Source organism: Candidatus Zixiibacteriota bacterium (genome assembly GCA_022865345.1).
Taxonomy (GTDB): domain Bacteria; phylum Zixibacteria; class MSB-5A5; order MSB-5A5; family RBG-16-43-9; genus RBG-16-43-9.
This window is the reverse complement of the sequence record JALHSU010000060.1, coordinates 1-22,893: the sequence shown is the minus strand read 5'-3', so window position 1 is coordinate 22,893 and position 22,893 is coordinate 1. Positions and strand designations below refer to the sequence as shown.

Below are 22,893 nucleotides of genomic sequence, written 5' to 3'. Positions count from 1 at the left end.
GGTATTCAAAGGGAGGTCGATTTCAAAAAGGGACCAGTTGGTTTGCCAAGCGGAGAAGATGAAATTGAGATAAATCTGCGAGCTCCGATTCATCTCTCTGCTTTGTTTATTCCGCATTTAATAAAGCAGAAGGAAGCGGCAATTGTGAATATCACATCCGGACTTGCTTTCGTCCCGATTGCCATAATGCCTGTTTATTGCGCTACCAAGGCAGCAATTCATTCTTTCAGCTTGTCCTTGAGACATCAGTTGAGAGACACGCCCATAAAGGTTTTTGAGATAATTCCTCCTACAACTGACACTGAGCTTGATAGAGGAGCGCGAGATAAAAGAGGTCAAGTAGATAGAGGAATAAAGCCTGAAGTGGTTGCGCAAGCAGCTATTGAAGCACTAGAAAAAGATGACTATGAGACTGCGGTCGGACAGGCACAGTTTTTACGCGATAGTTCGAGAAAGGAACCAGAACGGACGTTTCAGATGATTAATTCACGAAAGTAGCTCTGCAGGAAACCTGACTCACGAGATTTCGGGGAGAATAAAATAATGGTAAAGGATAAGCTAAATTGCCCACGTCTTTTCTGCATTGGCAGAAATTACACAGAGCACATTCAGGAGCTGTCAAACACTGTACCCACCAAGCCCGTTTTTTTTATTAAGCCAGCAACATGTTTAATCGGACCGCGGGAGAAGATTCATTTTCCCAAGCACGGGAAGGAGCTTCATCACGAGGTCGAGATAGTGGTCAAAATCGGTAGCGAGGGGAGAGTAGTGAGGGAAGAGGAGGCGATTTCTTTTGTATCTGCAGTAACCGTTGGTCTGGATTTGACCCTAAGGGATGTTCAGGCGGACCTGAAGAAAAAGGGTCTGCCTTGGGAAATTGCCAAGGCTTTTGAACAGAGCGCTCCGATAGGTGATTTCGTTCCCTATGATAAGTCGGTCGAGTTGAATAATATCTCATTTGGATGCAAAGTCAACGGAATCGAAAGGCAGACAGGAAATAGCCGGGATATGATATTCAGTATCCCAAGACTGTTGGTCGAATTAAGTAAGATATGGGTGCTTCACGAAGGCGACTTGATATACACCGGTACTCCGTCAGGGGTGGGGCCGCTTACGATAGGAGACACGATTGAAATTGAAAGTGAGCTGACCGGATCGTTCTCGTGGAGTATAGTTGAATAACTAATAGGTCAAGGAGCCCCGGGCTCCTGATATCATTCTTATCACGAAAGGGGTAAATATGGAAATGAATCACGTTAAGGGCAAGAACAAAGGGCATATTTCTCTCTATGCGCTTAGCACCTGTGGATGGTGCAAGAAGACCAAACGGTTACTGGACCAGGCAAAGGTAGAATATCACTATACCGATGTCGACCTTCTCCAGGGTGAAGAAAGGGAGCAAGCGATGAAGGAATTAAAGCGGTGGAATCCTGCCTGTACGTTTCCCACTCTGGTAATTGATGACAAATGCATTATCGGGTACCAGGAGAAGGAGATAAAGGAGACGATTGGATTATGAGCGATGAAATCCAGGTCACGGAAGAGGAAGTAGATAGATTATACAAGAAACTATATCGTGAAGCTGAAGCAGGTGGGTACCATCTCAATCCGGATGTGGAGCAAACCAAAGACCTTGTCAGGGGTATTCTGGTGAATGAGAAACGGTACGGATACTGGAATTGTCCTTGCAGATTGTCATCTGGTATTAAACAGGATGACCTGGACATAATTTGCCCTTGCGATTATCGGGATCCGGACCTGAACGATTACGGCACCTGCTATTGTGCGCTGTATGTATCGCAGGCAGTTTTAGAAGGCACGCAAAAGTTGAGACCAATACCCGAAAGACGACTTCCGTTAGAGGAAAGACAAAAAGCATGGACCAAACCTGCGGTCGCAGGTACGTCAGCTCTACCATATCCGGTGTGGAGGTGCAAAGTGTGCGGCTACTTATGCGCCAGAGATGAACCTCCGGAGGTGTGCCCGGTGTGCAAGGCAAAGAAAGATCGATTCGAGGTGTTCATGTAAATAGGCCAGAAACCTCAAAACTCATGACCCGCAAACGGGTTTCCGTTTCAAAAATAGCTTGACTTTCCTTCTTTTTATGCTAAGATATCTTCGTCTTCTCCAGCATGTCAAGTTTAAGCAGGTTATTAGTTCTGTAAGCCAAAAAGGGAGGTTCGAACAATGCCGGAACAATCTTACACATATATTATAGTTGGGGCAGGACTAGCGGGCGGATGTGCAGCAGATGCCATCCGGCAATCTGACAAGAAAGGTTCGGTACTGCTGGTCGGAGATGAGAAACATCTTCCGTACGACCGCCCGGACTTATCTAAGAAGCTTTGGTTTGGGAAGAAAAAACTCGAACAGATATTTCTGCACGACCAGAAGTTCTATGATGAACATGAGATTCAGGTGACACTGGGAAGCAGAATAGTAGAGGTGGATGCCAAACTCAAGTCTGTAAAGGATGACAAAGGAAATACCTATCGATATGATAAACTGCTTTTAGCCACAGGTGGTATTCCCCGGACGTTACCCATTCCTGGCGGAGATATTGAAGGAATCTGTTATTATCGCTACCTGGATGATTACCTCAGAATAAGAACTGAAGCAAAAGAGGGAAAATCTGCTGTGGTCATTGGCGGAGGATTCATCGGGTCTGAGATAGCGGCGGCACTTAATATTAATAAGGTAAATGTGACCATGGTTTTTCCAGAGCCATACCTGGTCCAGAGAGTGTTTCCTGACTATTTGGGAAAAGCCATTCAGCAGCACTACATCGAGCGAGGAATCAAGATTCTCAATGGCGATAAACCATCCTCTATCTACAAGAACGGAGTCAGGTTCCTTACCCAGACCAGCAATGGAAAACAGGTCGAGTCTGACCTTTTGATCGTAGGCATAGGTATAATGCCGGTAATTGATCTTGCTCAGCAGGCGGGGTTGAAAGTTGGCAACGGAATAGTGGTGAATGAGTATCTGCAGACTTCTGACCCGAACATATATGCTGCAGGGGACAATGCCTATTTCCCTTATCAGGCATTGGGTCAGAATATGCGTGTGGAGCACTGGGATAATGCTGTAAACCAGGGCAAATGGGCGGGAAGAAATATGGCTGGTGCGCATGAGCAGTTTGATTATATGCCGTACTTCTACTCCGATCTTTTCGAGTTCGGATATGAAGCCGTTGGAGAGGTGGATTCACAGCTTGAAACTTTTGCGGACTGGCAGAAAGAGAATGATACCGGCGTCATCTACTACCTGAAGGAAGGAAAGGTTAGAGGCCTGATGATGTGCAATGTCTGGGGCAAAGTGGATGCAGCTCGCGAGCTAATCAAGAAAGGGGAGAGAGTAAGACCAGAAAGTCTGGCAGGGATTATCCGTTGATTGCCAAAAAGGAGACAAAATGAAATTAACAGATGAAAACTGCAAGCCGGTGATGACCGGGGAAAGCTCTCTATCTGACCAGGCTGTCAAGGAACTGGCTATTCAGATTCCAAGATGGGCGATCAGAGATAAATCTATAGATAAGGAATTTCAATTCAGGGATTTCAAAGGGAGTATAGCCTTTGTCAATAAAGTAGCAGATTTGGCAGAGAAGCAAAATCATCATCCGGATATTTGTATCTTCTATAACAAGGTAAAATTAGTTCTCTCCACTTACAAGATAGGCGGGCTTTCGAGGAACGATTTTATTTTAGCGGCGAAGATAGATCTGCTGGTTTAAACATAAGATCAGCAGGTTTGGAGGAGCTTAAAGCTACATGAAAGAGGAAAAGTTACAGGGAAAGACTGTTTTAGTCACAGGGGCATCTAAGCGGATTGGACGTGAAATATGCTTTGCTCTTGCCAGGGAAGGAGTGAATATTGTCATTCATTATAATAGCTCCAAAGAGGATGCTAAAAGACTGTGCGCTGAGCTGGCTGATTATGAGGTGAACTCCTGGCTGGTGAAGGCTGATTTTAAGAATTCAAGAGAATACAATAGTCTGATTCACAGAAGCTTGAAGATTGCCGGCTCACTGGATATTTTAGTGAATAATGCTTCGGTTTTTCTCCCCGGCAGACTCAAACAGATGTCTTTTGAAGACCTGAGGCTGCATATTCAGGTGAACGCTTGGGTTCCGCTGGTTTTGAGCCGTGAATTCGCCCGCTTAGTCAAAAATGGGAAAATTATCAATCTGCTGGATGCCAGGATAAAGGGATATGACTTTCTGCATGTACCATATATTCTGAGCAAACACCTGCTTTCAGTTTTGACTGAAATGATGGCCCTGGAATTCGCCCCGGATGTTACGGTAAACGGAATAGCTCCAGGGTTGATACTTCCTCCACCCGGTAAGGATAATCGCTACCTGGAAAAGCTGATGCAGACGGTGCCTTTAAAACGACACGGTAAACCTGAAGATATCGCGGCTGCGGTTATTTATTTGTTAAAAAATGATTTCGTAACCGGTCAGATCATCAATGTGGATGGTGGTCTGCATTTGAAGGGGTACGGTAATGGACCGAATCCTGATAAGTGACCTTTCTGCCCGCTGTATTATCGGCATTAACCAAGAGGAGCGCCGCGAAAAGCAGGATGTGGTGATAAACCTCATCATCTTTGCTGATCTGGGTAAAGCTGCCAAGAGCGATAGATTTGAGGACTCCGTGGACTACCGCGCCCTGAAAAAGAAAGTTCTGAGCATTGTGGAGGGTTCAAAATATTATCTGCTTGAGGCATTGGCTGAGTCAATAGCTGAAATCTGCCTGGAGCAGCCAGGAGTTGTGCAGGTACAGGTTAGAGTTGACAAGCCTTCAGCACTTCGCTTTGCCCGAAGTGTAGGAGTGGAGATCGAAAGAAAGCGTGAAGGTTAGCTATGGTGCGGGCATTTATCGGGGTGGGCTCGAACATCAATCCGGCTGAGAACGTCAAAAATGCAATTCGACTACTATCCAAAAAAGTGCGTATTGTTGGAATCTCTACCGTTTATCAAACTCAGCCAGAAGAAGGGCTAAAACAGCCTCAATACTATAATTGTGTCGTGGAAATCGAAACTAACTTCTCACCAGAGGAGTTGAAATATAAGGTGTTGCGAAAAATAGAAAAGGATTTAGGCAGGAAAAGGAGCAGGGATGAATATGCTTCGCGGACCATCGATCTGGATTTGATTTTATATGATGACCTTGTTCTGAAGAACGATGATTTTATTCTTCCTGATCCGCAGATAGCAAGCCGTCCATATCTTGCTATACCCCTGTACGAGCTGAATCCGGAATTAGTGCTGCCAGGGTCAGGCTTAAGCATAAAGAAACTTGCTTTAAACCTTTCAAGGGAGGGCATGCAGCCGCTTTACAACTACACAGAACTTTTGAAAAAGGAGATAATCCATGGACAAGAAAATTAACTGTGATAAGATTGAGAAGCTGGTAAAAGAGCTTTTGATAGAGCTGGGAGAGGATCCGCAGCGTGAGGGGCTTCTAAAAACCCCGGAGCGAGTTGCTCAGTCTCTAGCATACTTGACCTCTGGTTACGGGGTCGACCGAAAAAAGTTGATCAATGAGGCGCTTTTCACCCAGGAAACAAACAGCATGGTCATAGTAAAGGACATTGAGATTTACAGCTTGTGTGAGCATCATCTTCTGCCTTTTTTCGGGCGCTGTCATATCGGCTATATACCAAAGGGAAAGGTTTTCGGTGCCAGTAAATTAGCGCGCCTGGCAGATATGTATGCCAAGAGGCTGCAGTTGCAGGAGAGATTGACGGAGCAGATAGCCTATGCGGTGCGAGATTCTAGTGACGCTATTGGCGTAGGGGTGATGATAGAGGCACGTCATCTATGTATGATGATGAGAGGCGTGGAAAAACAGAATTCCGTAATGGTGACCTCTTCCGTTTTAGGAAGCTTCCGCGAATCAGCAGTTACCAGGCAAGAGTTTCTTTCTCTTATACATAGGCAACAGCATTAAGAATAAGTAATAGCTCCTGATGTGCCCTATCTGACTATTAATTGATTAAAACTTACTTCCCATTCGTAGGCAGGGCTCCCAGTCCTGCATGACGTGTTTTTCAGAGATCTCTCTCAGAACTTTAAAAAAATAAGCCACCAGAAAAATCAGTCATATAAAGTGTTAGATTAAGTGATAATCTTAACCCGTTGGTAAATCAGAAAATCAGTTAATGCTACTAAAGGTAATGCGTCGTAAATCAGATTAGTCTCCTCTTAAAAATACTTGATTTTTATGGTTTTATCTTTATACTATCTTTAGCTTATGGTAAGGCTGGAGTTAAATGCCCTGGCAGGTTTATATTAAGAATCTAAACTTTAGTCTCATATACGGAGAGATTATGAGAAGATTGTTTCAAGTTCTCGTTGTTTTCGGGTTTATTGAAATGACGGTTCCTGGTGTTACTTATGCGGTTGACCTTTTGAGAGGAATAATTCTGGACATACCTCAAGAAAAACTTTCCAGGGATGGAGATTATCCTGCAAGAGATGATGCTTAAAGAGGAGGTGATTTAAAGAAAACTTGATAGTTTCTTGAAAGGAGATTTGATTGAGGGGGAACACTATAAAACAGTGAGATATACGAATATCTCACCAAAGCAACGATAAGGAGGAGAAATGAAAAAGCTAATAGTTTTAATCGGGATTATCGGGATTCTGGGTATGTATTCTTTTGCTCAAGCGCAGGTCGATACTCTGACCATCCTGCATCTGAACGATACCCATTCCCATCTTTTGCCCTATGGCCCTAAAGATTGTGCGGGTAACTGGACCTGGGGTGGAATGGCAAGGATAGCCTCGTTAGTGGGGATGAATAGGCTGTCTGCTAACAAAGTAATGCTTCTGCATGCCGGGGATTTTTTCACTGGCGATTTTATGTTCCAGAAATACCTGGGAATTGCAGAGCTTGAAATCATGAAAGGCTTAAATTATGATGCTTTGGAGCTGGGAAACCATGAATTTGATTTGTATCCGTCGACATTAGAATACGTGCTCAGTCAGGCAGGATTCCCTGGTTCTGGTTTTCCGGTCTTATGCGCAAATCTGGATATGTCCGGAGACCCGGTGTTGGGCAACTTTGTCAAGCCTTATACCATAAAAGAGTATAATGGTTTAAAAGTTGGCATTTTCGGACTTTTGACTGAATTTACCAACCAGAACTCGAATCCTTCGCCAGTGATAGTTCTGCCAGCTTTAGCTAATGCTCAAGCCTGGGTAGACACCCTAAAAGCTCACAACTGTGATCTAATCATACTCCTTTCACATTTAAGTGCTGATTACGACCAGTTAGTTGCCTCCTCTGTTTCCGGGATAAATATAATCGTAGGAGGGCATTCCCATACCTTTATCAGTTCACCTATCCAGATAGGCAGTACTTTGATTCTCCAGGCAGGCGAGTTTGGCAGGAACCTTGGTAAGTTGACACTCTATCTGAACAACAAGACTATCCAGACTTGGAAGTATGAGCTTCAATCAGTAGATGCCTCCGTGCCAGAAGAGCCGACTACCGCCTTTATGGTGGGACAATTAGCAGCAGAGGTAGAGGCAGATCCCAGGTTTGGTCCAGTGTATACCCAGGTGATTGCACGGGCTAATACGGAAATAAAGAAACCCTTGGGTGAGGGATTGTTTAAAGATAATCCTTTAGGGAATCTAGTCTCAGATGCTCTGAGAGGCAAAACCGGAACAGATATCGCTTTCCACCCTCAGGGATTTTCCTCCCAGACGATTTATAAGGGAAGAGTCAAAGGAGCGGACATCTTTCAGGCTATACCATACGGGTTTGATCAGACTACTGGTCTGGGATTGAAGCTGGCGACCTTCGAGACTGATGGAATGTCAATTATCCACGGACTGGAATTTTCAGTCTACTATCTCCCGTCTATGGAGGATTTCTTCCTGCACTGCTCCAACTTCTCTTATATCTATAATTCATTAAATTCTCCAGGTTCGCGGGTTGATTATTCGTCAATTTCGGTAGATGGCCATCCTCTGAATCCTTATTCCAGCTACACAGTCACGGTGCCGGATGGGGTTGTTCCTTTCTTAAGCCAGATACCGGGATTTCAGATTAATAATCTTCAGATAACCGATTATTTTATGTACACTGTGGTGAAAGACTTTATGATTTCTCATTCTCCTGTTTCTTATTATACGGAAGGTCGAGTAATTGATCTGGCACTACTTTCTGACCCGCTCAAAGGGACCCTGGCTCTGTTGGAAGTAGTCGGGCTCTATCTGGAAAATGGCTCGATTGACGGGTATGGAATCGCGCACAGTTTGAAAAACCAGCTAAAAGAAGTATACTTCTCCCTGAAGAAAGGCGAATATGATGATGCCCTGGGAAGTCTAAAAGCTTTCAGGAGACACGTTAAAGCTCAAGCTGGTAAGCATATATCTTCTGAATCGGCAGAGAAACTGATTTACCTGGCTGACAAACTGCGAGAATCGATCATCAGCTCTTTCACGATCGCAGAAAAACATGGTCTGAAAAAGGAGTTGCCTGAAGGTTTTGAGCTTCTCCAGAACTATCCCAATCCTTTTAATCCACAGACTGAGATTGCCTATACTTTGCCAGAAGGCTCATACGTCAAGCTTGAAATCTATAACGTGCTTGGTCAGAAAATCAAGGTGTTAGTGGATGAATACCAGAGCGCAGGTACAAAAAAGGTGGTCTGGGATGGTAGAAATGAGAATGGAGAAAGAGTATCAAGCGGTATCTACTTCTATAGACTGGATGCAGGAAATTATGTCCAGACCAAAAAGATGAGCTTGTTAAAGTAAAACGATAAAATTCACAACTGATTGAGCGGATTAAACGGATTAGGAAAGCGGAGTAATCAGTTTAATCAAATTAATCAGCTGTGAGATCTCTGTAGGGGCGTAAGGCATTACGCCCCTGCCTTTCATCAAACGGTCTGAGCGCCCGATATCTCGGGCGGATATCGGGTGTTCTTTTAATGATGATTTTATGTGGAGACTTATCAAATGCGTCTCTTCTGGCTCACAAAATGTAACACCTATGTCTTCTAAATCATAACATCTACAATTGTTTGTGAAGCTGAAAGATTAGGCACCTTTTATAATCTCCTGCTCTGCTTTAGGTTAATTTCTTCTATTCTTTTATTTTGAACTGGTATTCTCCTTGCTATTGATTAATGATGAGAAAATATCGGCAAAGGAGATTTATATGAAGGTTCTTTTAGTCTACCCGGACACGAGTAAAGAAAGCGTTATCCCCAGAAAACTAATTAACATCGAGCCTCTGGGACTAGAATATCTGGCTGGAGCAATTCCAGAACACGAGGTAGAAATCTTTGATATGAAAATGGAGAATTCCTGGGAAAGAAAGATTGAGGAATTTCAGCCTGATGTTGTTGGCATCACCGGTACGGTAATTCATACTCACCGAATGTTAGAGGTTCTAAAAAAAGTCAAGGAATTTAATCGATACACTTTGACTGTAGTAGGGGGGACCCACGCTACTTTGATGCCTGAGGATTTCAATAAGCCTTCTGTGGACGTCATAATCCCCGGTCACCGGGTTTTATCTTTTAAGAAACTGTTGCTGAATTTCGAGAAAGGCAGACCTTTTGAAGAAGTAGAGGGATTAGCTTTGACCAATGGAGATAAGTTACACTTCACTCCTATAAAAAATCCGGTAACTGATTTAGACCATCTCCCTTTACCCAGAAGAGATTTGACTGAAAAATATCGAAAAAGATATTTCCATTTAGTCTGGAGACCAACTGCGCTGATTGTCACCTCAGCCGGCTGTCCTTATCAATGTAATTTCTGTCCCTGCCCGGTCCTTACCCGGAGAAGGTTTCTTAAAAGGTCTCCTGAGCTGGTTTTGGAGGAACTTTCCCGGATAAAAGAGGAATATATCTATGCCGGAGATGATAACTTTTTCTATGACTATCAGCATGCTTTGAGAATCTACCAGTTGATAAAGGATGCAGGAATAAAAAAACAGTATTATGTCTTGGGCCGGGTAGACGAGATAAACCGTCATCCGGACATTGTGGAGAAATGGGCAGAGATCGGGCTGAAAAAGGTTTTTTTGGGTCTGGAGTCATTCAAAGACGAGGAGCTTAAATCTCTAAATAAAAGATGCACGGTGGAGAAAAATAATCAGGCTATAGAAATTTTGCACAAAAATAAGGTTGATCCTTTAGGCGCTTTCATCATCCAGCCTTATTATAAAAAGAAGGATTTCGAAGCCATTTTGAAATATATGGATGAGATGAAGATCTTCTACCATGAGTTCACTATTTTAACCCCGCTTCCCGGAACAGAATTCTATGACGAGGTCAAAGGCAAGTTAATGTTTTCGGATAACCGGCTTTTTGACCTGGCTCATAGCCTTTTGCCTACTGAGCTTCCTTCAAAAGAGTTTTACAGGCTTTACAGCAGGCTCTATCGCAAAGCCTTTTCCCCGATCAGAGCTTTAAAGATAAGGCCGACTATTTCTCCTTTTACTAAATTGCGTTTTCTAAGGTTATTGCCGGGGCTTTTTGCTTTATACTATTCAGGTAGAAAAGCTTACAGGGACCTGATAAGATTTTAACTCAACTGATAAGATACGATTATCCCCTTTAACTTAAATATTAATCCTTGTTTGGAACGATGAAAGTTAATGGAGTTATACTGATAATTAAGTGTTTGAGTTATAAAGTCTTAGCTTGACATTTTGGATTATTAGCTTATACTATAACAGGTGCCAATTCTGGCTCAGTTAATTAAGAGGGGAAGTATTTTTTATTGACTTCATTATTTGCTTTAAAAAGGTGGAAACTGGATAGGCAGATTTTGATAATCACTTGAGTAGTTATCTATAAATATGGGAGGTAAAAATGAAGACAGCAATAATGTTTTTGATAATAGCTGCTTTACTGGTTTTGACGGACCTGACTATTTCAGGTAAATCGCGACCAGATATTGCCCAGTCTGAATCTGTATTACCTGGGTCTGAGCCCTCAATCATTCCTGTGTTTGTTAATAAAAATAAGCCACGAAACAAAATTTCTGGAGAGAAGCCTAATAGCATTTATAATCTCTATTTTGGTAATCTTCATTCTCACACATCCTATTCAGATGGAGTAGGTACTCCAGCCATAGCATTTGCATACGCAAGAGATATAGCTGGAATCGATTTTCTTGCAATAACCGACCATATCGGGGGAGACACCAGTTGGTGTCTCAGTGAAGGAGAATATGCTGATATACTATTTCAGGCAAATGCCTGTACACAAGATAATGTTTTCATAGCCATTGCAGGACAGGAGTGGGTTGGTCGGGATCCAATAAATGGAGCGTATAATCATATTAATGTATATGAAGCTGACCACGTGCTCACAGCTCCTACTTATGATTTAGATTCTTTTTATAACGAACTCCAGTCAAGCGGCTCTACTGCAACTTTTTGTCATCCATACGATTTAAGCTATAACAATTATGCTTATTCTCCTATGGCAGACAGTGGAGTCAACGGTGTAGAGGTAAGGTATGACGAAGAAGAACTTAAGTATATCAAAATGCTGAATGCTGGATGGTATGTGGGTGTAGATGGGCCACAGGATAATCACACTGCCAACTGGGGACAGCGTCTTCGCTGGACCGTTGTGCTTGCACCCAGCTTGACAAAGGAGAATATTCTGGATGCAATGAGAAATCATCGGACCTATGCCACCTGGGATAGAAACATAGAGTTGATTTTTAAAGCTGAGGGTCACTGGATGGGAGAGAGCTTCAATCATCTGGATAACATACTCTTCGAGATAAGTGTAAACGACCCGGATATGGGGGATTTCCTTGGAAAAATAGGACTGTATCAAAATGGCACGCTCATCAAATCGATTACCGTCGATAGTATCTCTTATACCTGGACACCTGAAATTACTCCTCCCAACGGTAAAAATAACTACTTTATAAAAATCATACAACAAGATGGACAAAAGGTATGGTCAAGTCCAATCTGGGTTGACTGTGCTACTAATCTACCTTCAACTCCGGTACTTTTCTCTCCAGCCGATAATACAATACTAACTACTCTAACTCCCATTTTTGTCTGGAATCCATCCAGCAATAGTAATAATTATACTCTGCAATATTCCACTTCACATAATTTTCCTGAAGGTCCTTCAACAATTACAGTTGACAATATTAGCGAGACTTATTACACCCCAGCGAACAATCTTTTAAATCAGACTTTCTACTATTGGCACGTATGTGCGGTTAATGACTCTGGAGGCAGTGCCTATTCGGAAGTTCTAAAATTCTATATTGACCAAGACTCTATGCTAAAACGGGCTGAAGTCTATTCATCCAGGTTTATGATTCCAGTTGAAAACGATGGTACCTTAGGAACCCCAGGAATGAGATGGCTCCATCCTCTTTATGGCAGTATCTATCCCGGTTATAATGGTTCTTTTATTTTGGGAACTGAAGCCGATAATTTAGCTCTTGATTATAGTCAAGATGCGCTCAAATTCATTCCAGTTGATGGATGGAAACAGGATTATCTTTACTTTGAGCGGAAAGTCCCAGGAAGTGACCCACTTAGATACACGTTTGTTCGCCATTACTCCTGCTTTGAGCATCCAGCGCTGCCTTTGCAGGTTGAGGTTTTTGCTACTGGAGTTATTGACCCCGAGGGAGGTCCTTGTGCTGATGCTATCTTTGTCAAGTATGTGATTTACAACAAGAGTGAAGAGGTCGTCCAGAATATAGCTGACGCTCTCCATTTAGATCTGGATATATTCTCCGCTGAGGGCAATTCTGTTGCTGGGATCCCCGGCTTCCAAACCATGTGGACATATAATCCATCAGAAGCGAATATTCTAATGGGAATGACTCCTGAGCCGGTTTATGAAGGAGACAAAACCTATGGAGGTTGGGGTGTGAACTGGGTCAAGGAAATCTGGCCTCAAAGCGGTTGGATTATTGAACACCTGTGGGAGGTGTTAGAGTGGAATTCCTGGGTTATGAACCCTTATGGAGACCAACCCACGGGTGTTGGTATGATGCTCACTGACTATCCATTTACCTTAGCTCCTCATGAAAGATATCGCAACGAATATATCATCTGGGCGTATGATAAAACTAATCCGGTTAACGGGCTCACCTTTGGACGATTCCTGTATAGGTTGATGCAAAGTGAAGGTTACTTCAGAGGGAATGTTAACTCCGATGACAACCTTAATATTGCGGATGTAATCTATATGATTAACTACTTATTCAAAAATGGACCCGGCCTATTCCCCTTTGATGATCAAGGAGATGTGAACTTAGATAACAAGACAAGTGTTTCAGATGCTATTTATCTGATCAATTATCTATTTAAAAATGGAGCTCCGCCTATGGATAAAAACCGTCTGTTTCCGTCCCGGCACATTACTCCCCAAGGTGACACCCTGAATTATCAGCAGATGTTTAAGAGGTCTGGATTGTTAGACGATCCTTTATGGAGGGAACTGCCAAATCTTGTACCATAATGTATCTCATTCTATCCGAAGTCCTTTATTAAATACGATTGTTCTATCCTATAAAGTCAGTTCATTATATCAATTAGAAAATCATACTGATAATCAGGGTGAAGTAAGATTGATTCCCTCAAAGTAGTCTCTATCCGCAAAATCCATAAGAAACTTCACCAACTCTGAATGGAATAAAAAAAATGTAGAAGGTTTACGCTACATCCTATCTCTGTTCAAGATAGTCTAAGACTAAAAGCCAAAGTCAAATGCATTACCGTAGTTAAATGGTGTTGGGATTGCTCATAATCCTGTAATTTTAATCAATTCCATGTCAGGATTAGAAAAATCTGACTGAATACTTAAAATAGTGTTTGACAAACCGACTGAACTCAGCATATATTGAACTGCGAAATTAAAGACTGAATTTCGTATTAATTAAGGGTATTTTGGCCGAGGAGGTGATTTTAGAGAATGGTAATGAAGATAACAGACGAGTGCACTGCTTGCGGACTTTGCCTACCAGAGTGTCCTCAAACGGCTATAGCTGAGGGGGATATCTACCTGGTCGACCCCGGTAAATGTAACGAATGCGAGGGCTTAGAAGGAGGTTCTCGCTGTGTTCAGGTCTGCCCGATTGATTGTATAATCAAGGCTACTTGAGGTCGTACAAACTACATTTGAAGGACTTTGAGTATATAAGCACGCCGCCGTTTCCTACGGATCCTGCAAGGACTCTCAAGAAGCGACGGCGTTTTGAATTGGATGTAGCAGAGGTCTTCAGACCTCCATAAAAAAAGGTTTAATCCGCCTGTGGCGGACAATCGTTCAAAAGTTCAAAGGGAAAAAGAGCGTAGCGTCCAGTTTTATGCGGGACGAGGAAGGCAAAAGCCTTCCGCTACAGATTTATATTATCTTGAAAAACCAAATATTGTCAGGAATCAAGAATAAAGATGAGTGGTAAAGGGATTGTTATTTTGATTCTTTCGCTTCTCTTGGTTCTCTTCATCTTACAGAATACCGGGATGGTTTCTATCAAATTTCTTTTCTGGTCCATACTGATGTCTCGTTCAGTATTGGTGTTCTGGTTTTTCTTCATGGGTTTTATTGTGGGATATATTCTATTTGCTGCCAGGAAGAAAAAAGGAGAATGAGCATTTAGTCATAGTCGAAAACACTTATGTCAAATTTCAAGTTTTTGGAAGACATTGCCATTGCAGATGCGGCTTTTGAGGCTTACGGAGATACCCTGGAGGAGCTATTCGAGACCTGCGCTCTGGCTACTTTTGAGGTGATGGTGGATACAAAGAATGTCAAGCCAGAGCAAAAAGAGGAGATACTGATAAGGGATTTGAATTTAGATGACCTCCTTTTTGATTTCATATCCGAACTAGTGTATCTGAAAGATGCTCATAAGGTTTTTTTCTCCAAGTTCGATTTACATATAAACAAAAAAGAAGAGTATGAATTGGATGGCACAGTATGGGGCGAGAAGATAGATTACAAAAAGCAGGAAATCAGAAGAGATGTAAAAGCTATCACCTATCACATGCTCGAGGTGAAGGAGATGGATAATGGCTGGAGAGCTCAGGTGATTTTAGATACTTGAGGGAGGGAATATGCAGGTTAAAAAAATAGAGGATTATGTCTGGGAAATACCAGTAACTGAAAAAGAGGGGATGCGAGTTCCTGCCAGGATAATCGCTTCAGAGAAGATAATGAAAGAGATGGACCAGGGGGTTTATAACCAGATCACCAATGTAGCCTGTTTGCCCGGAATTCAAAACTATGCTTACTGCATGCCGGATGGGCACTGGGGATACGGGTTTCCCATAGGCGGAGTGGCGGCATTTGATTTAAAAGAAGGGGTTATCTCACCAGGTGGAATAGGGTTTGACATAAACTGTGGGGTGAGATCCGTCCGTACTAATCTGACATTTGAAGAGCTTAAGCCAAAACTGAACGAACTGATGGATACCTTGTACCGTCTTATTCCAGCAGGAGTCGGTTGCACTGGTTTTGTCAAATTGAATACCGAAAGATTTAAGGAAGTAATGGTGAAAGGTGTGGATTGGTGCATTCAGAACGGTTACGGCTGGGAAGAGGATAGGGAAAGAGTTGAACAGGGGGGGAGGATTCAGGGAGCTAATCCAGAAAAAGTGAGTCAAAAAGCAATATCCAGAGGAGTGGACCAATTAGGCACCCTGGGTTCAGGAAACCATTATCTTGAATTGCAAGTTGCCCAGACCGATAGAATCTTTCATCCGGAGGCAGCAAAAGCCTTCGGTATCGACCGCCCCAATCAGATATTCGTGATGATACACTGTGGCTCCAGAGGATTTGGGCACCAGATCGCCACAGATTATCTCAGGGTCTTTACCGAAGCGATGAGGAAATATAATATCAAAGTGCTGGATAAAGAGCTTGCCTGCGCCCCTTATAATTCTCCAGAAGGGCAGGACTATTATGGAGCAATGGTTTGTGCGGCTAATTCCGCTTTTGCTAATCGTCAGGTAATTCTGCATCAGGTCAGGGAAGCTTTTAGCCGGGTATTTCATAAGGACCCTAAAGATCTGGGAATGCATATAGTTTATGATGTAGCTCACAATATCGCCAAATTGGAAGAGCATTTGGTAAATGGCGAAAAAAAGAAAGTATTGGTTCATCGAAAGGGGGCGACACGCTCTTTTGGACCAGGGCATCCGGATGTGCCTGAGTTTTACAGACCGATTGGTCAGCCGGTCATAGTCGGTGGATCTATGGAGACCGCCTCTTATCTTTTAGTCGGGAGTCAAAGAGCAATGGAGCTGACTATGGGCTCGACTTTACACGGTTCAGGCAGGACTATGTCCAGGGAGGCAGCCAAGAGAAAAGTGAGAGGATATGAGTTAATGAAGTCAATGGAGGAAAGGGGAATTGCGGTAAGAGCTGTTTCAATGCCCGGCCTGGCTGAGGAGGCAGGGATAGCTTATAAGAATATCTCCGAAGTGGTCGATGCAGTTGACTGCGCCGGCATATCCAGGAAAGTAATCGAACTCAGACCGGTCGGGAATATCAAGGGATAGAATAAGGACTATAACAATTGAGAACACCTGAGGTTGTTCGAGAATAAGGAAATTAACTGGTTATCAAAAGAAGGATGCCAAGAGACTTAAAGTATTACTTTAGGCGGAGCTTTTAATCCGCCTCTTTTTGTGTCAAAGTAGAATCCAGACAGAATAAATCTCTTATGATTGAAACTCTTATCGGGTTACTGTCGCATCACGGCTACCCTATAATTTTCGTTCTGCTGTTGCTGGGGATTTTCGGGTTACCTATACCGGATGAATTCCTCTTAGCTTTTGCAGGAGCTCTTATTTCAAAGGGGAGATTACATTTTGTCCCCACAATGCTTTCAGCTACCCTGGGCAGTATGTGTGGCATCACTTTAAGCTATGTTTTAGGACGTACCGCCGGAATCCACCTGGTAAAAAAATATGGTTCCAGATTTGGTCTATCCGATGAGAAAATAAACCACATTCATATGTGGTTTGAGAGTGCCGGCAGGTGGGTCCTGACCTTTGGATATTTCATCCCTGGTTTGCGCCACATAATGGCTTTAATTGCCGGTACCTCGAAATTAGAGCTGTCTGTTTTCACAACTTTTGCATACACCGGAGGCTTTATCTGGAGCTGCACTTTTATCTTACTGGGCTATTTTGTTGGTGTCAGGTGGGCTTATATGTCCAGGGAGATCCATTATATCGCTCTGATTATCTCCTTTTTGTTTTTTCTGACATTGACATTTTATTCATACTTTAAATACAGGAAACATACCTGAACAGAACCCTGTCTTTTTTGGCTCCGAGCGCTCGTTATCTCCCAAGAGACAAAATCTGCTTAATAAATGACTGATTCCCTGATTTTCTCCAGTCTGGATCGTGATCTACAATTTCGACAAAAAGTAGGGGAGGAGGACTATCAACCAACCACTATGAACCATTAACCAATTTTGTCCCGGTTAACCGGGACAAAATTAAAGAGGGCGTTAACCGCTGTACGGGTAATGGGGGGGGATAAAAGCTACCCGAAGTCACAGGGCACACCCTCGTTTTCTCAAACTTGTAAAGCTAAAACAAAACGCTTTGTATTAGATTCTTGACTTAATAATAATCAGGGGATGCAGTTTTGTCAAGAAAAATTTACAGGCGATTTTCTCAGATAACCATACTATGATAATCGAATTACTTTATTTGGGAGGATGAGTGGACAATGAACCAATCACTATATACTATTGAACAATTTTGTCCTCAGGCAAAATAAAAGAGGGTGTTAAGCTCTGTATGGGTAGAGGGGGGCTAGGAACTACCCGAAGTTACAGGGCACACCCTCGTTTTTTCCTTATATCTACCTCAATATATTTTACTGACAAATTTTGGCAATCAGGTATATACCTTATTTTATATTGAGGTTTTCTGCATTAGTTCAAGCTTCATCTTTTAGTATGCAGGTCTGTTATGCCCTTACGAATGGCGTACTTGACCAGTAGAGCCATATCGTGAATATCCAATTTCTCCATTATATGTGAGCGATGTGCATCCACAGTCTTAACGCTGATAAAGAGTTTGGCCGCAATCTCTTTATTGGTATGTCCCTCGGCAATCAACTGAACAATCTCTCTCTCCCGGGCGGTTAAAAGCTCTGAAGGCTCTTTTCCCCCCTTTTCAGTTTTTCGAAGATACGCATCTATCACTGTGCGCGAGATGGAGGGGCTTAGATAATACTGCTCATTATTCACCGCCCGGATAGCAGTAACCAGCTCCTCGACTGCCACGTCTTTTAAAACATATCCTGAGGCACCGGACTGAAGGGCCTGAAGGACATATTCATCATCCTGGTACATAGTTAAGACCAGCACCTTTACTTCAGGTAGTTTCTTTTTAATCTGCCGGGTGGCTTCAAACCCGTTTAAATTGGGCATGCCGATATCCATCAGCACCACATCCGGTTTTAGTTTAAAAGTCTCTTTCAGAGTTTCCGGACCATCGGCAGTCTCTCCGATTACCTCAAAGTCCGGCTGAGGGGCAAGCAGAGAACGGATCCCCTGTCTCAGGATCTTGTGATCATCCGCAATCAGTATTTTTATCTTGCTCATTTTTTCTCCTTATTTTTACAAGGAAATATGATAACTACTCTGGTACCTTTTCCTTTCTTCGAGCTTAATCTGGATTTTCCGCCTAAAAGCTCTATCTTCTCCTTTAATCTAAACAAACCGAACCCATTTGTAAAGTGGAAAATTTCCGGGTCTAACCCGATGCCGTTATCCCGGATTACTATGCGAAGATGCTCATCTTTTTTATCAAGAGATACGCTTACCCGGCTTGCCCCTGAATGCTTTGCCACGTTAGTCAGGCATTCCTGAATTGCCCGGTAAATAGCAGTTTCAAATTCCGGAGGCAGTTTGCAATCCCGCTCCTGCAGTTTTAAAGCTACTTTGACGTTGGTTCTCCGGCTGAAACTGTTCACATACCAGCGTATGGCTGAGCCAAGCCCGAAATCGTCCAAAATTGGAGGACGCAGGTCCATAGTCAAATTGCGAACATTCTCCAGCGCCTGTCTGGCTAATCCTTCTCCCTCTTTTAGCCTGTTTCTGGTTTGAGCACACTGTTCAGGAAGCTCCTGCTGGCTCATCTTCAACTCTAACTGTAAAGCAGTCAAATCCTGGGCGATTACATCGTGCAACTTGCCAGCGAGATTTTTCCTCTCCTCCTCCTGTGCATTTATTAACTGGAGGGAAAGCTTTTCTAATTCCTCTGAGTGTTTTTTCGAAACTTCCATCAGATTGGCGTTTTCTACTGCCACGGAAAGCAGATTGGCAATAGCCCGGCTTAGTTTTATCTCAGGCTTTGTAAACTCATGTTTTTCTCTGATGCTGTTTAAGGCTAAAACCCCAAGAAGTCTGCCTCTTAAAATGAAAGGAATTGAAAGGACTGATTTAATTCCTCTTTTTCGGAAATAGTTCTTTTCTTTTGAAGTGAGAGAAGATTTGGCAACATCCGGGACACAGAATATTTGATCGTTCCTGACTTGGTCAATAATATATGGAAAATCCCTTACACTTTTAGGAAAAATCTTAAGCTCAGGCGGTTGCTTGACACGGGAGAAGTGAATAAACAAGGGGAAATCACCAGTCTTCTGATCTATAATCATCGCCGCTACTCGGTCTATTCCCAGCAACTCGACAGTCTTTTGGGTGACTATCTCAAAAAGCTTCTTCAGGTCTAAGGTCTGGGATAAAGCTTTACTGATCTCCAAAAGAATGGCTTGTTCCTTGAACTGTTTTTCCAAAGCCTTGCCCTGCTCTTGAATTTTTAAACTATTTTTCTGAAAGTCCTGCATCAATCTGGCATTTTCAACTGCCACAGAAAGCTGGTTAGCTATGGCTTGACATAGTCTTGCATCAGATTCTGTAAACTTGTGTTGTTTTCTAACCCTGCTTAAGGATAAGAGTCCAAGGAACCTGCCTGTCAAACTTAAAGGAACTACAAGTAAAGATTTGATTTCCTTTTTGTTAAAAATTTTCTTTTCTTTTGAAGATAAACTAGATTGAGATATATCTGGAGTATGAAATCTATGTTTATTTTTCAAGTGCCTGAATATGACCGGAAAGTCTTTTATGCTTCCGCGAATACTTTCTTCAGGAGGCTGGTGCCGACCATCGGCATAGATTGAAACAAGGAGGGCTGCTCCTTTGACTTCATCAACTAATACTACCCCGCAACGGTCTATTTCTAAAAGATCTGCGGTTTTTTTAGTCACAATCTCGAAGAGCTTCTTCAGGTCTAAGGTCTGGGATAAAGCCTTGCTTAGCTCTAAAAGAATAGTTTGTTCTCTGAACTGTTTCTTTAATATATCTGCCTGCTCATGTATTTTTATGCCTTTCTCCTGAAGGTCCTGCATCAATCTGGCATTCTCTACTGCCACAGACAGCTGGTTGGCAATGGCTTGACTTAGCGTTATTTCAGATTCAGAAAATTCATGTGGGTCTTTTGTTGTATTTAAGCCAAAGACTCCCATGATCTCGCCTTTCAGAATAAAAGGGATATTTAGTAAGGATTTTAAACCTTCTTTTTCACAAGCTTTTTTTTCTCTTGCGGACAGTATGGATTTAGCTATGTCCGAGGTATAAAATATATGTTTGTTCATTAGCTGAGAAACTAAGATCGGAAAATCTTTTAGGTTCCCTTGGAGACCTTTTTGTTTTGGCAGATACCTGCCTTCAGAATAAGCGATGTATGAAAGAGTATTACCTGTTGCCGCGTCAAATATCATCGCAACACAACGGTCTATACCTAATAGCTCAGTGGTTTTTTTAGTAACTATCTCGAAAAGCTTCTTCAGGACTAACGTCTGGGATAAGGCTTTACTGATCTCTAAAAGAATGCGTTGCTCATCGAATTGCTTTTCCAGAACCTCGGTTTGTTTTTGAATTTTTATGTTTTTCTCTTGAATGTCCTGCATCAATCTGGCATTCTCTACTGTCAGAGAAAGCTGATTGGCTATGGCTTGTCCTGCACTTATCTCGGATTCAGTGAATTTGTGTTGCGTATGGAGAGTGCTCAAAGCCAAAAGCCCTAAGGTTTTTTCTGCTAAGTAAAAAGGAATCACCAGGAGAGATTTAATTCCTTCCTTTTCAAAAGTCTTCTTTTCTTTTGAAGAGAGGTTCGACCGGGATACGTCTGTAGCACAAAATAGACGTGGTTTCCTCAATAGGTGGCTTACCAGAATCGGGAAGTCATCCTTGCTTCTCTGGATGCCTTCATATTCTAATTGATACTTACCCCTGGAGTAGACTTTATAGAAGATGGAGGCTCCTTTGGTCTCATCCATTAACATAATCGCGCAGCGTTCTACTTCTAATAACTCGGTGGTCTTTCGAGTAACTATCTCAAAGAGTTTCTTAATGTCCAAGGTCTGAGACAAAGCTTTACTGATCTCCAAAAGTATTTTTTGTTCCCGGTATTGTTTTCCCAAAGCTTCTGTCTGCTGCCGGAGGGTGATGCTTTTTTCCTGCAGATTCTGCATAAGTTTGACGTTTTGAATAGCCATGGAGGTAAGATTGGCTATGGTCTGGCAGAATTTGATTTCCGAATCGCTGAAATGGTGGTAATCTTTAAGAGCGCTGAGCTGAAGACTTCCGGATATTTTTTTGCCAGAATAAAAGGGTATAGTCAAGGTAGATTTCACCCCCAGATCTTTGATGTATTTGCGGGTTCTAGGCAAAAGAGGATTTGAGTTGATATCCTCAGTCAGGAGAAATCCTTTTTTCAAAAGTAGCTCAAGTACCTGAGGGAAACTGTTCACCTGAAATTTTTTTCCCAGGTCGGCAGAATCATGCGTGCCTTTTCCCGAAGGCTCTCCAGACGAATGAAATACCGATCTTATAACTGCCTCTCTTTGCTCAGGATCAAACTGGAGTATGGTGCATCTGTCCAATCCGAGAGCTTCGCAGGTTTTTCGAGTGATTATATTAAATACCTCCTGCAAATTTGAACTCTGGAACAAGGATTTACTAATATCTAACACTAGATTTTGCTGCTGATATCTGATTCTTAGATCTTCACTTCGTCTTTCCAGCAGTTGATGATTTTCCTTTAATTCCTTGACCAGAGTGGCATTCTTGATGGCAATTCCTATCTGGTTGGCTATGGTCTGGCAAAGATTTATGTCAAAGGAAGAGAAAGGTAAAGATTTTTCCACTCTTGCCAGATGAAAAGCCCCTAAAGGTTTTTTTTCAACGATAATCGGAACTGCCAGAAAGACCTTCATGTGCAACTGCTTGAGAAGTCTTCTTTCCTTTGAGGAAAGAAATGATACTGGCTGGTCCTGAACTATCTGGATTACTTTTCTCTCCCGCAATTTCCTGGCAATGACCGGGTAATGCGTCACGATGAATTTTTCACCTACTGTCGAAGGATAAGAAGAGACTCTCCGATAGGTGGAATGAGTGATGGTATAGGTACCGTTTGTATCAAGGAGCCCTATGGAGCAGCGGTCAGCATTCAGTGCCTGGGCGGTCATCTGGCAGGCCATTTTGAGGATTTCTTTTAAGTCCAGGGTGCAGGAAACTGCCTGACTTATTTTCAGAACTACTTCTAATTCTCTGGCTTTTAAGCTGTGAATATCTTTGTCCATTTTTTTCAATAAGTACAAATTATATAATCACTTGAAGCCAAATTGTCAATACAAAAAGGTGAAATTGGTCAATCTTAAGGCTGATCCTATAGTTTCTCCGAGCAGGCAACTGAGAGATATCATAAAAAAAGGGAGCGAATAATTTTCACTCCCTTTATCGAGAAATCAAGCTTTATTTTAACAGACACATCTTTCTGGTCTGGCTATAACTCCCTGCGCTCAGTTTGTAGAAATAGATACCTGAGGCG

Annotated in this window: 21 protein-coding genes; 19 read left to right on the top strand and 2 right to left on the bottom strand. The window is 42.5% G+C overall.

The annotated features are described in order from the left end of the window. From MUP17_02665 to MUP17_02575, 19 genes are all read left to right on the top strand, one after another. On the top strand, positions 1-498 hold a 498-nt coding region (locus MUP17_02665; protein ID MCJ7457876.1), incomplete at its 5' end, for an SDR family NAD(P)-dependent oxidoreductase. A gap of 45 nt (positions 499-543) precedes the next feature. Beyond that, on the top strand, positions 544-1,182 hold the full coding sequence (locus tag MUP17_02660; GenBank protein ID MCJ7457875.1) for a fumarylacetoacetate hydrolase family protein: 639 nt from the start codon (positions 544-546) through the stop codon (positions 1,180-1,182). Between the two features lie 58 nt (positions 1,183-1,240). Next, positions 1,241-1,519 carry a glutaredoxin family protein gene (locus MUP17_02655; GenBank protein MCJ7457874.1) on the top strand — a complete coding sequence of 93 codons (279 nt, stop codon included), beginning with the start codon at positions 1,241-1,243 and terminating at the stop codon, positions 1,517-1,519. After that, complete coding sequence (locus MUP17_02650) at positions 1,516-2,028, top strand: ferredoxin:glutaredoxin reductase (GenBank protein MCJ7457873.1); 513 nt, start codon at positions 1,516-1,518, stop codon at positions 2,026-2,028. Before MUP17_02655 ends, MUP17_02650 begins: the two co-directional genes overlap by 4 nt. A gap of 159 nt (positions 2,029-2,187) precedes the next feature. After that, the gene (locus MUP17_02645; protein MCJ7457872.1) at positions 2,188-3,393 is read left to right on the top strand and encodes an FAD-dependent oxidoreductase; all 1,206 of its coding nucleotides are present in this window, start codon (positions 2,188-2,190) and stop codon (positions 3,391-3,393) included. Between the two features lie 19 nt (positions 3,394-3,412). After that, on the top strand, positions 3,413-3,733 hold the full coding sequence (locus MUP17_02640) for a 4a-hydroxytetrahydrobiopterin dehydratase (protein MCJ7457871.1): 321 nt from the start codon (positions 3,413-3,415) through the stop codon (positions 3,731-3,733). Between the two features lie 37 nt (positions 3,734-3,770). After that, positions 3,771-4,532, top strand: a complete 762-nt coding sequence (locus tag MUP17_02635; GenBank protein ID MCJ7457870.1) for an SDR family oxidoreductase — start codon at positions 3,771-3,773, stop codon at positions 4,530-4,532. Beyond that, positions 4,510-4,866: a dihydroneopterin aldolase gene (gene folB / locus MUP17_02630; protein ID MCJ7457869.1), complete on the top strand. Its 357-nt coding sequence runs from the start codon at positions 4,510-4,512 to the stop codon at positions 4,864-4,866. Before MUP17_02635 ends, folB begins: the two co-directional genes overlap by 23 nt. A 2-nt stretch (positions 4,867-4,868) precedes the next feature. Further along, positions 4,869-5,396 carry a 2-amino-4-hydroxy-6-hydroxymethyldihydropteridine diphosphokinase gene (folK, locus tag MUP17_02625; GenBank protein MCJ7457868.1) on the top strand — a complete coding sequence of 176 codons (528 nt, stop codon included), beginning with the start codon at positions 4,869-4,871 and terminating at the stop codon, positions 5,394-5,396. Continuing rightward, positions 5,380-5,958 carry a GTP cyclohydrolase I FolE gene (gene folE / locus MUP17_02620; protein ID MCJ7457867.1) on the top strand — a complete coding sequence of 193 codons (579 nt, stop codon included), beginning with the start codon at positions 5,380-5,382 and terminating at the stop codon, positions 5,956-5,958. Before folK ends, folE begins: the two co-directional genes overlap by 17 nt. Before the next feature lie 379 nt (positions 5,959-6,337). Further along, entirely contained in the window at positions 6,338-6,496 is a 159-nt protein-coding gene (locus MUP17_02615; GenBank protein ID MCJ7457866.1) for a hypothetical protein, read from the top strand. 118 nt (positions 6,497-6,614) lie between these two features. Then, complete coding sequence (locus tag MUP17_02610) at positions 6,615-8,780, top strand: 5'-nucleotidase C-terminal domain-containing protein (GenBank protein ID MCJ7457865.1); 2,166 nt, start codon at positions 6,615-6,617, stop codon at positions 8,778-8,780. A gap of 406 nt (positions 8,781-9,186) precedes the next feature. Next, positions 9,187-10,566, top strand: a complete 1,380-nt coding sequence (locus MUP17_02605) for a B12-binding domain-containing radical SAM protein (protein MCJ7457864.1) — start codon at positions 9,187-9,189, stop codon at positions 10,564-10,566. Positions 10,567-10,852: 286 nt separating this feature from the next. Beyond that, entirely contained in the window at positions 10,853-13,492 is a 2,640-nt protein-coding gene (locus tag MUP17_02600; GenBank protein MCJ7457863.1) for a hypothetical protein, read from the top strand. Positions 13,493-13,945: 453 nt separating this feature from the next. Beyond that, entirely contained in the window at positions 13,946-14,134 is a 189-nt protein-coding gene (locus MUP17_02595; protein MCJ7457862.1) for a 4Fe-4S binding protein, read from the top strand. Between the two features lie 290 nt (positions 14,135-14,424). Beyond that, entirely contained in the window at positions 14,425-14,625 is a 201-nt protein-coding gene (locus tag MUP17_02590; GenBank protein ID MCJ7457861.1) for a LapA family protein, read from the top strand. 26 nt (positions 14,626-14,651) lie between these two features. Then, a complete protein-coding gene (locus MUP17_02585) occupies positions 14,652-15,080 on the top strand; it encodes an archease (protein MCJ7457860.1) in 429 nt (142 codons plus the stop codon). Between the two features lie 10 nt (positions 15,081-15,090). Next, a complete protein-coding gene (locus MUP17_02580; GenBank protein MCJ7457859.1) occupies positions 15,091-16,536 on the top strand; it encodes an RtcB family protein in 1,446 nt (481 codons plus the stop codon). Positions 16,537-16,700: 164 nt separating this feature from the next. Further along, a complete protein-coding gene (locus MUP17_02575; GenBank protein ID MCJ7457858.1) occupies positions 16,701-17,291 on the top strand; it encodes a DedA family protein in 591 nt (196 codons plus the stop codon). A gap of 651 nt (positions 17,292-17,942) precedes the next feature. On the opposite strand, the gene MUP17_02570 is transcribed toward MUP17_02575, so the two are convergent. Beyond that, positions 17,943-18,605, bottom strand: a complete 663-nt coding sequence (locus tag MUP17_02570; protein MCJ7457857.1) for a response regulator transcription factor — start codon at positions 18,603-18,605, stop codon at positions 17,943-17,945. Further along, a complete protein-coding gene (locus MUP17_02565; GenBank protein ID MCJ7457856.1) occupies positions 18,602-22,645 on the bottom strand; it encodes a GAF domain-containing sensor histidine kinase in 4,044 nt (1,347 codons plus the stop codon). Before MUP17_02565 ends, MUP17_02570 begins: the two co-directional genes overlap by 4 nt. Positions 22,646-22,893: the final 248 nt, after the last annotated feature.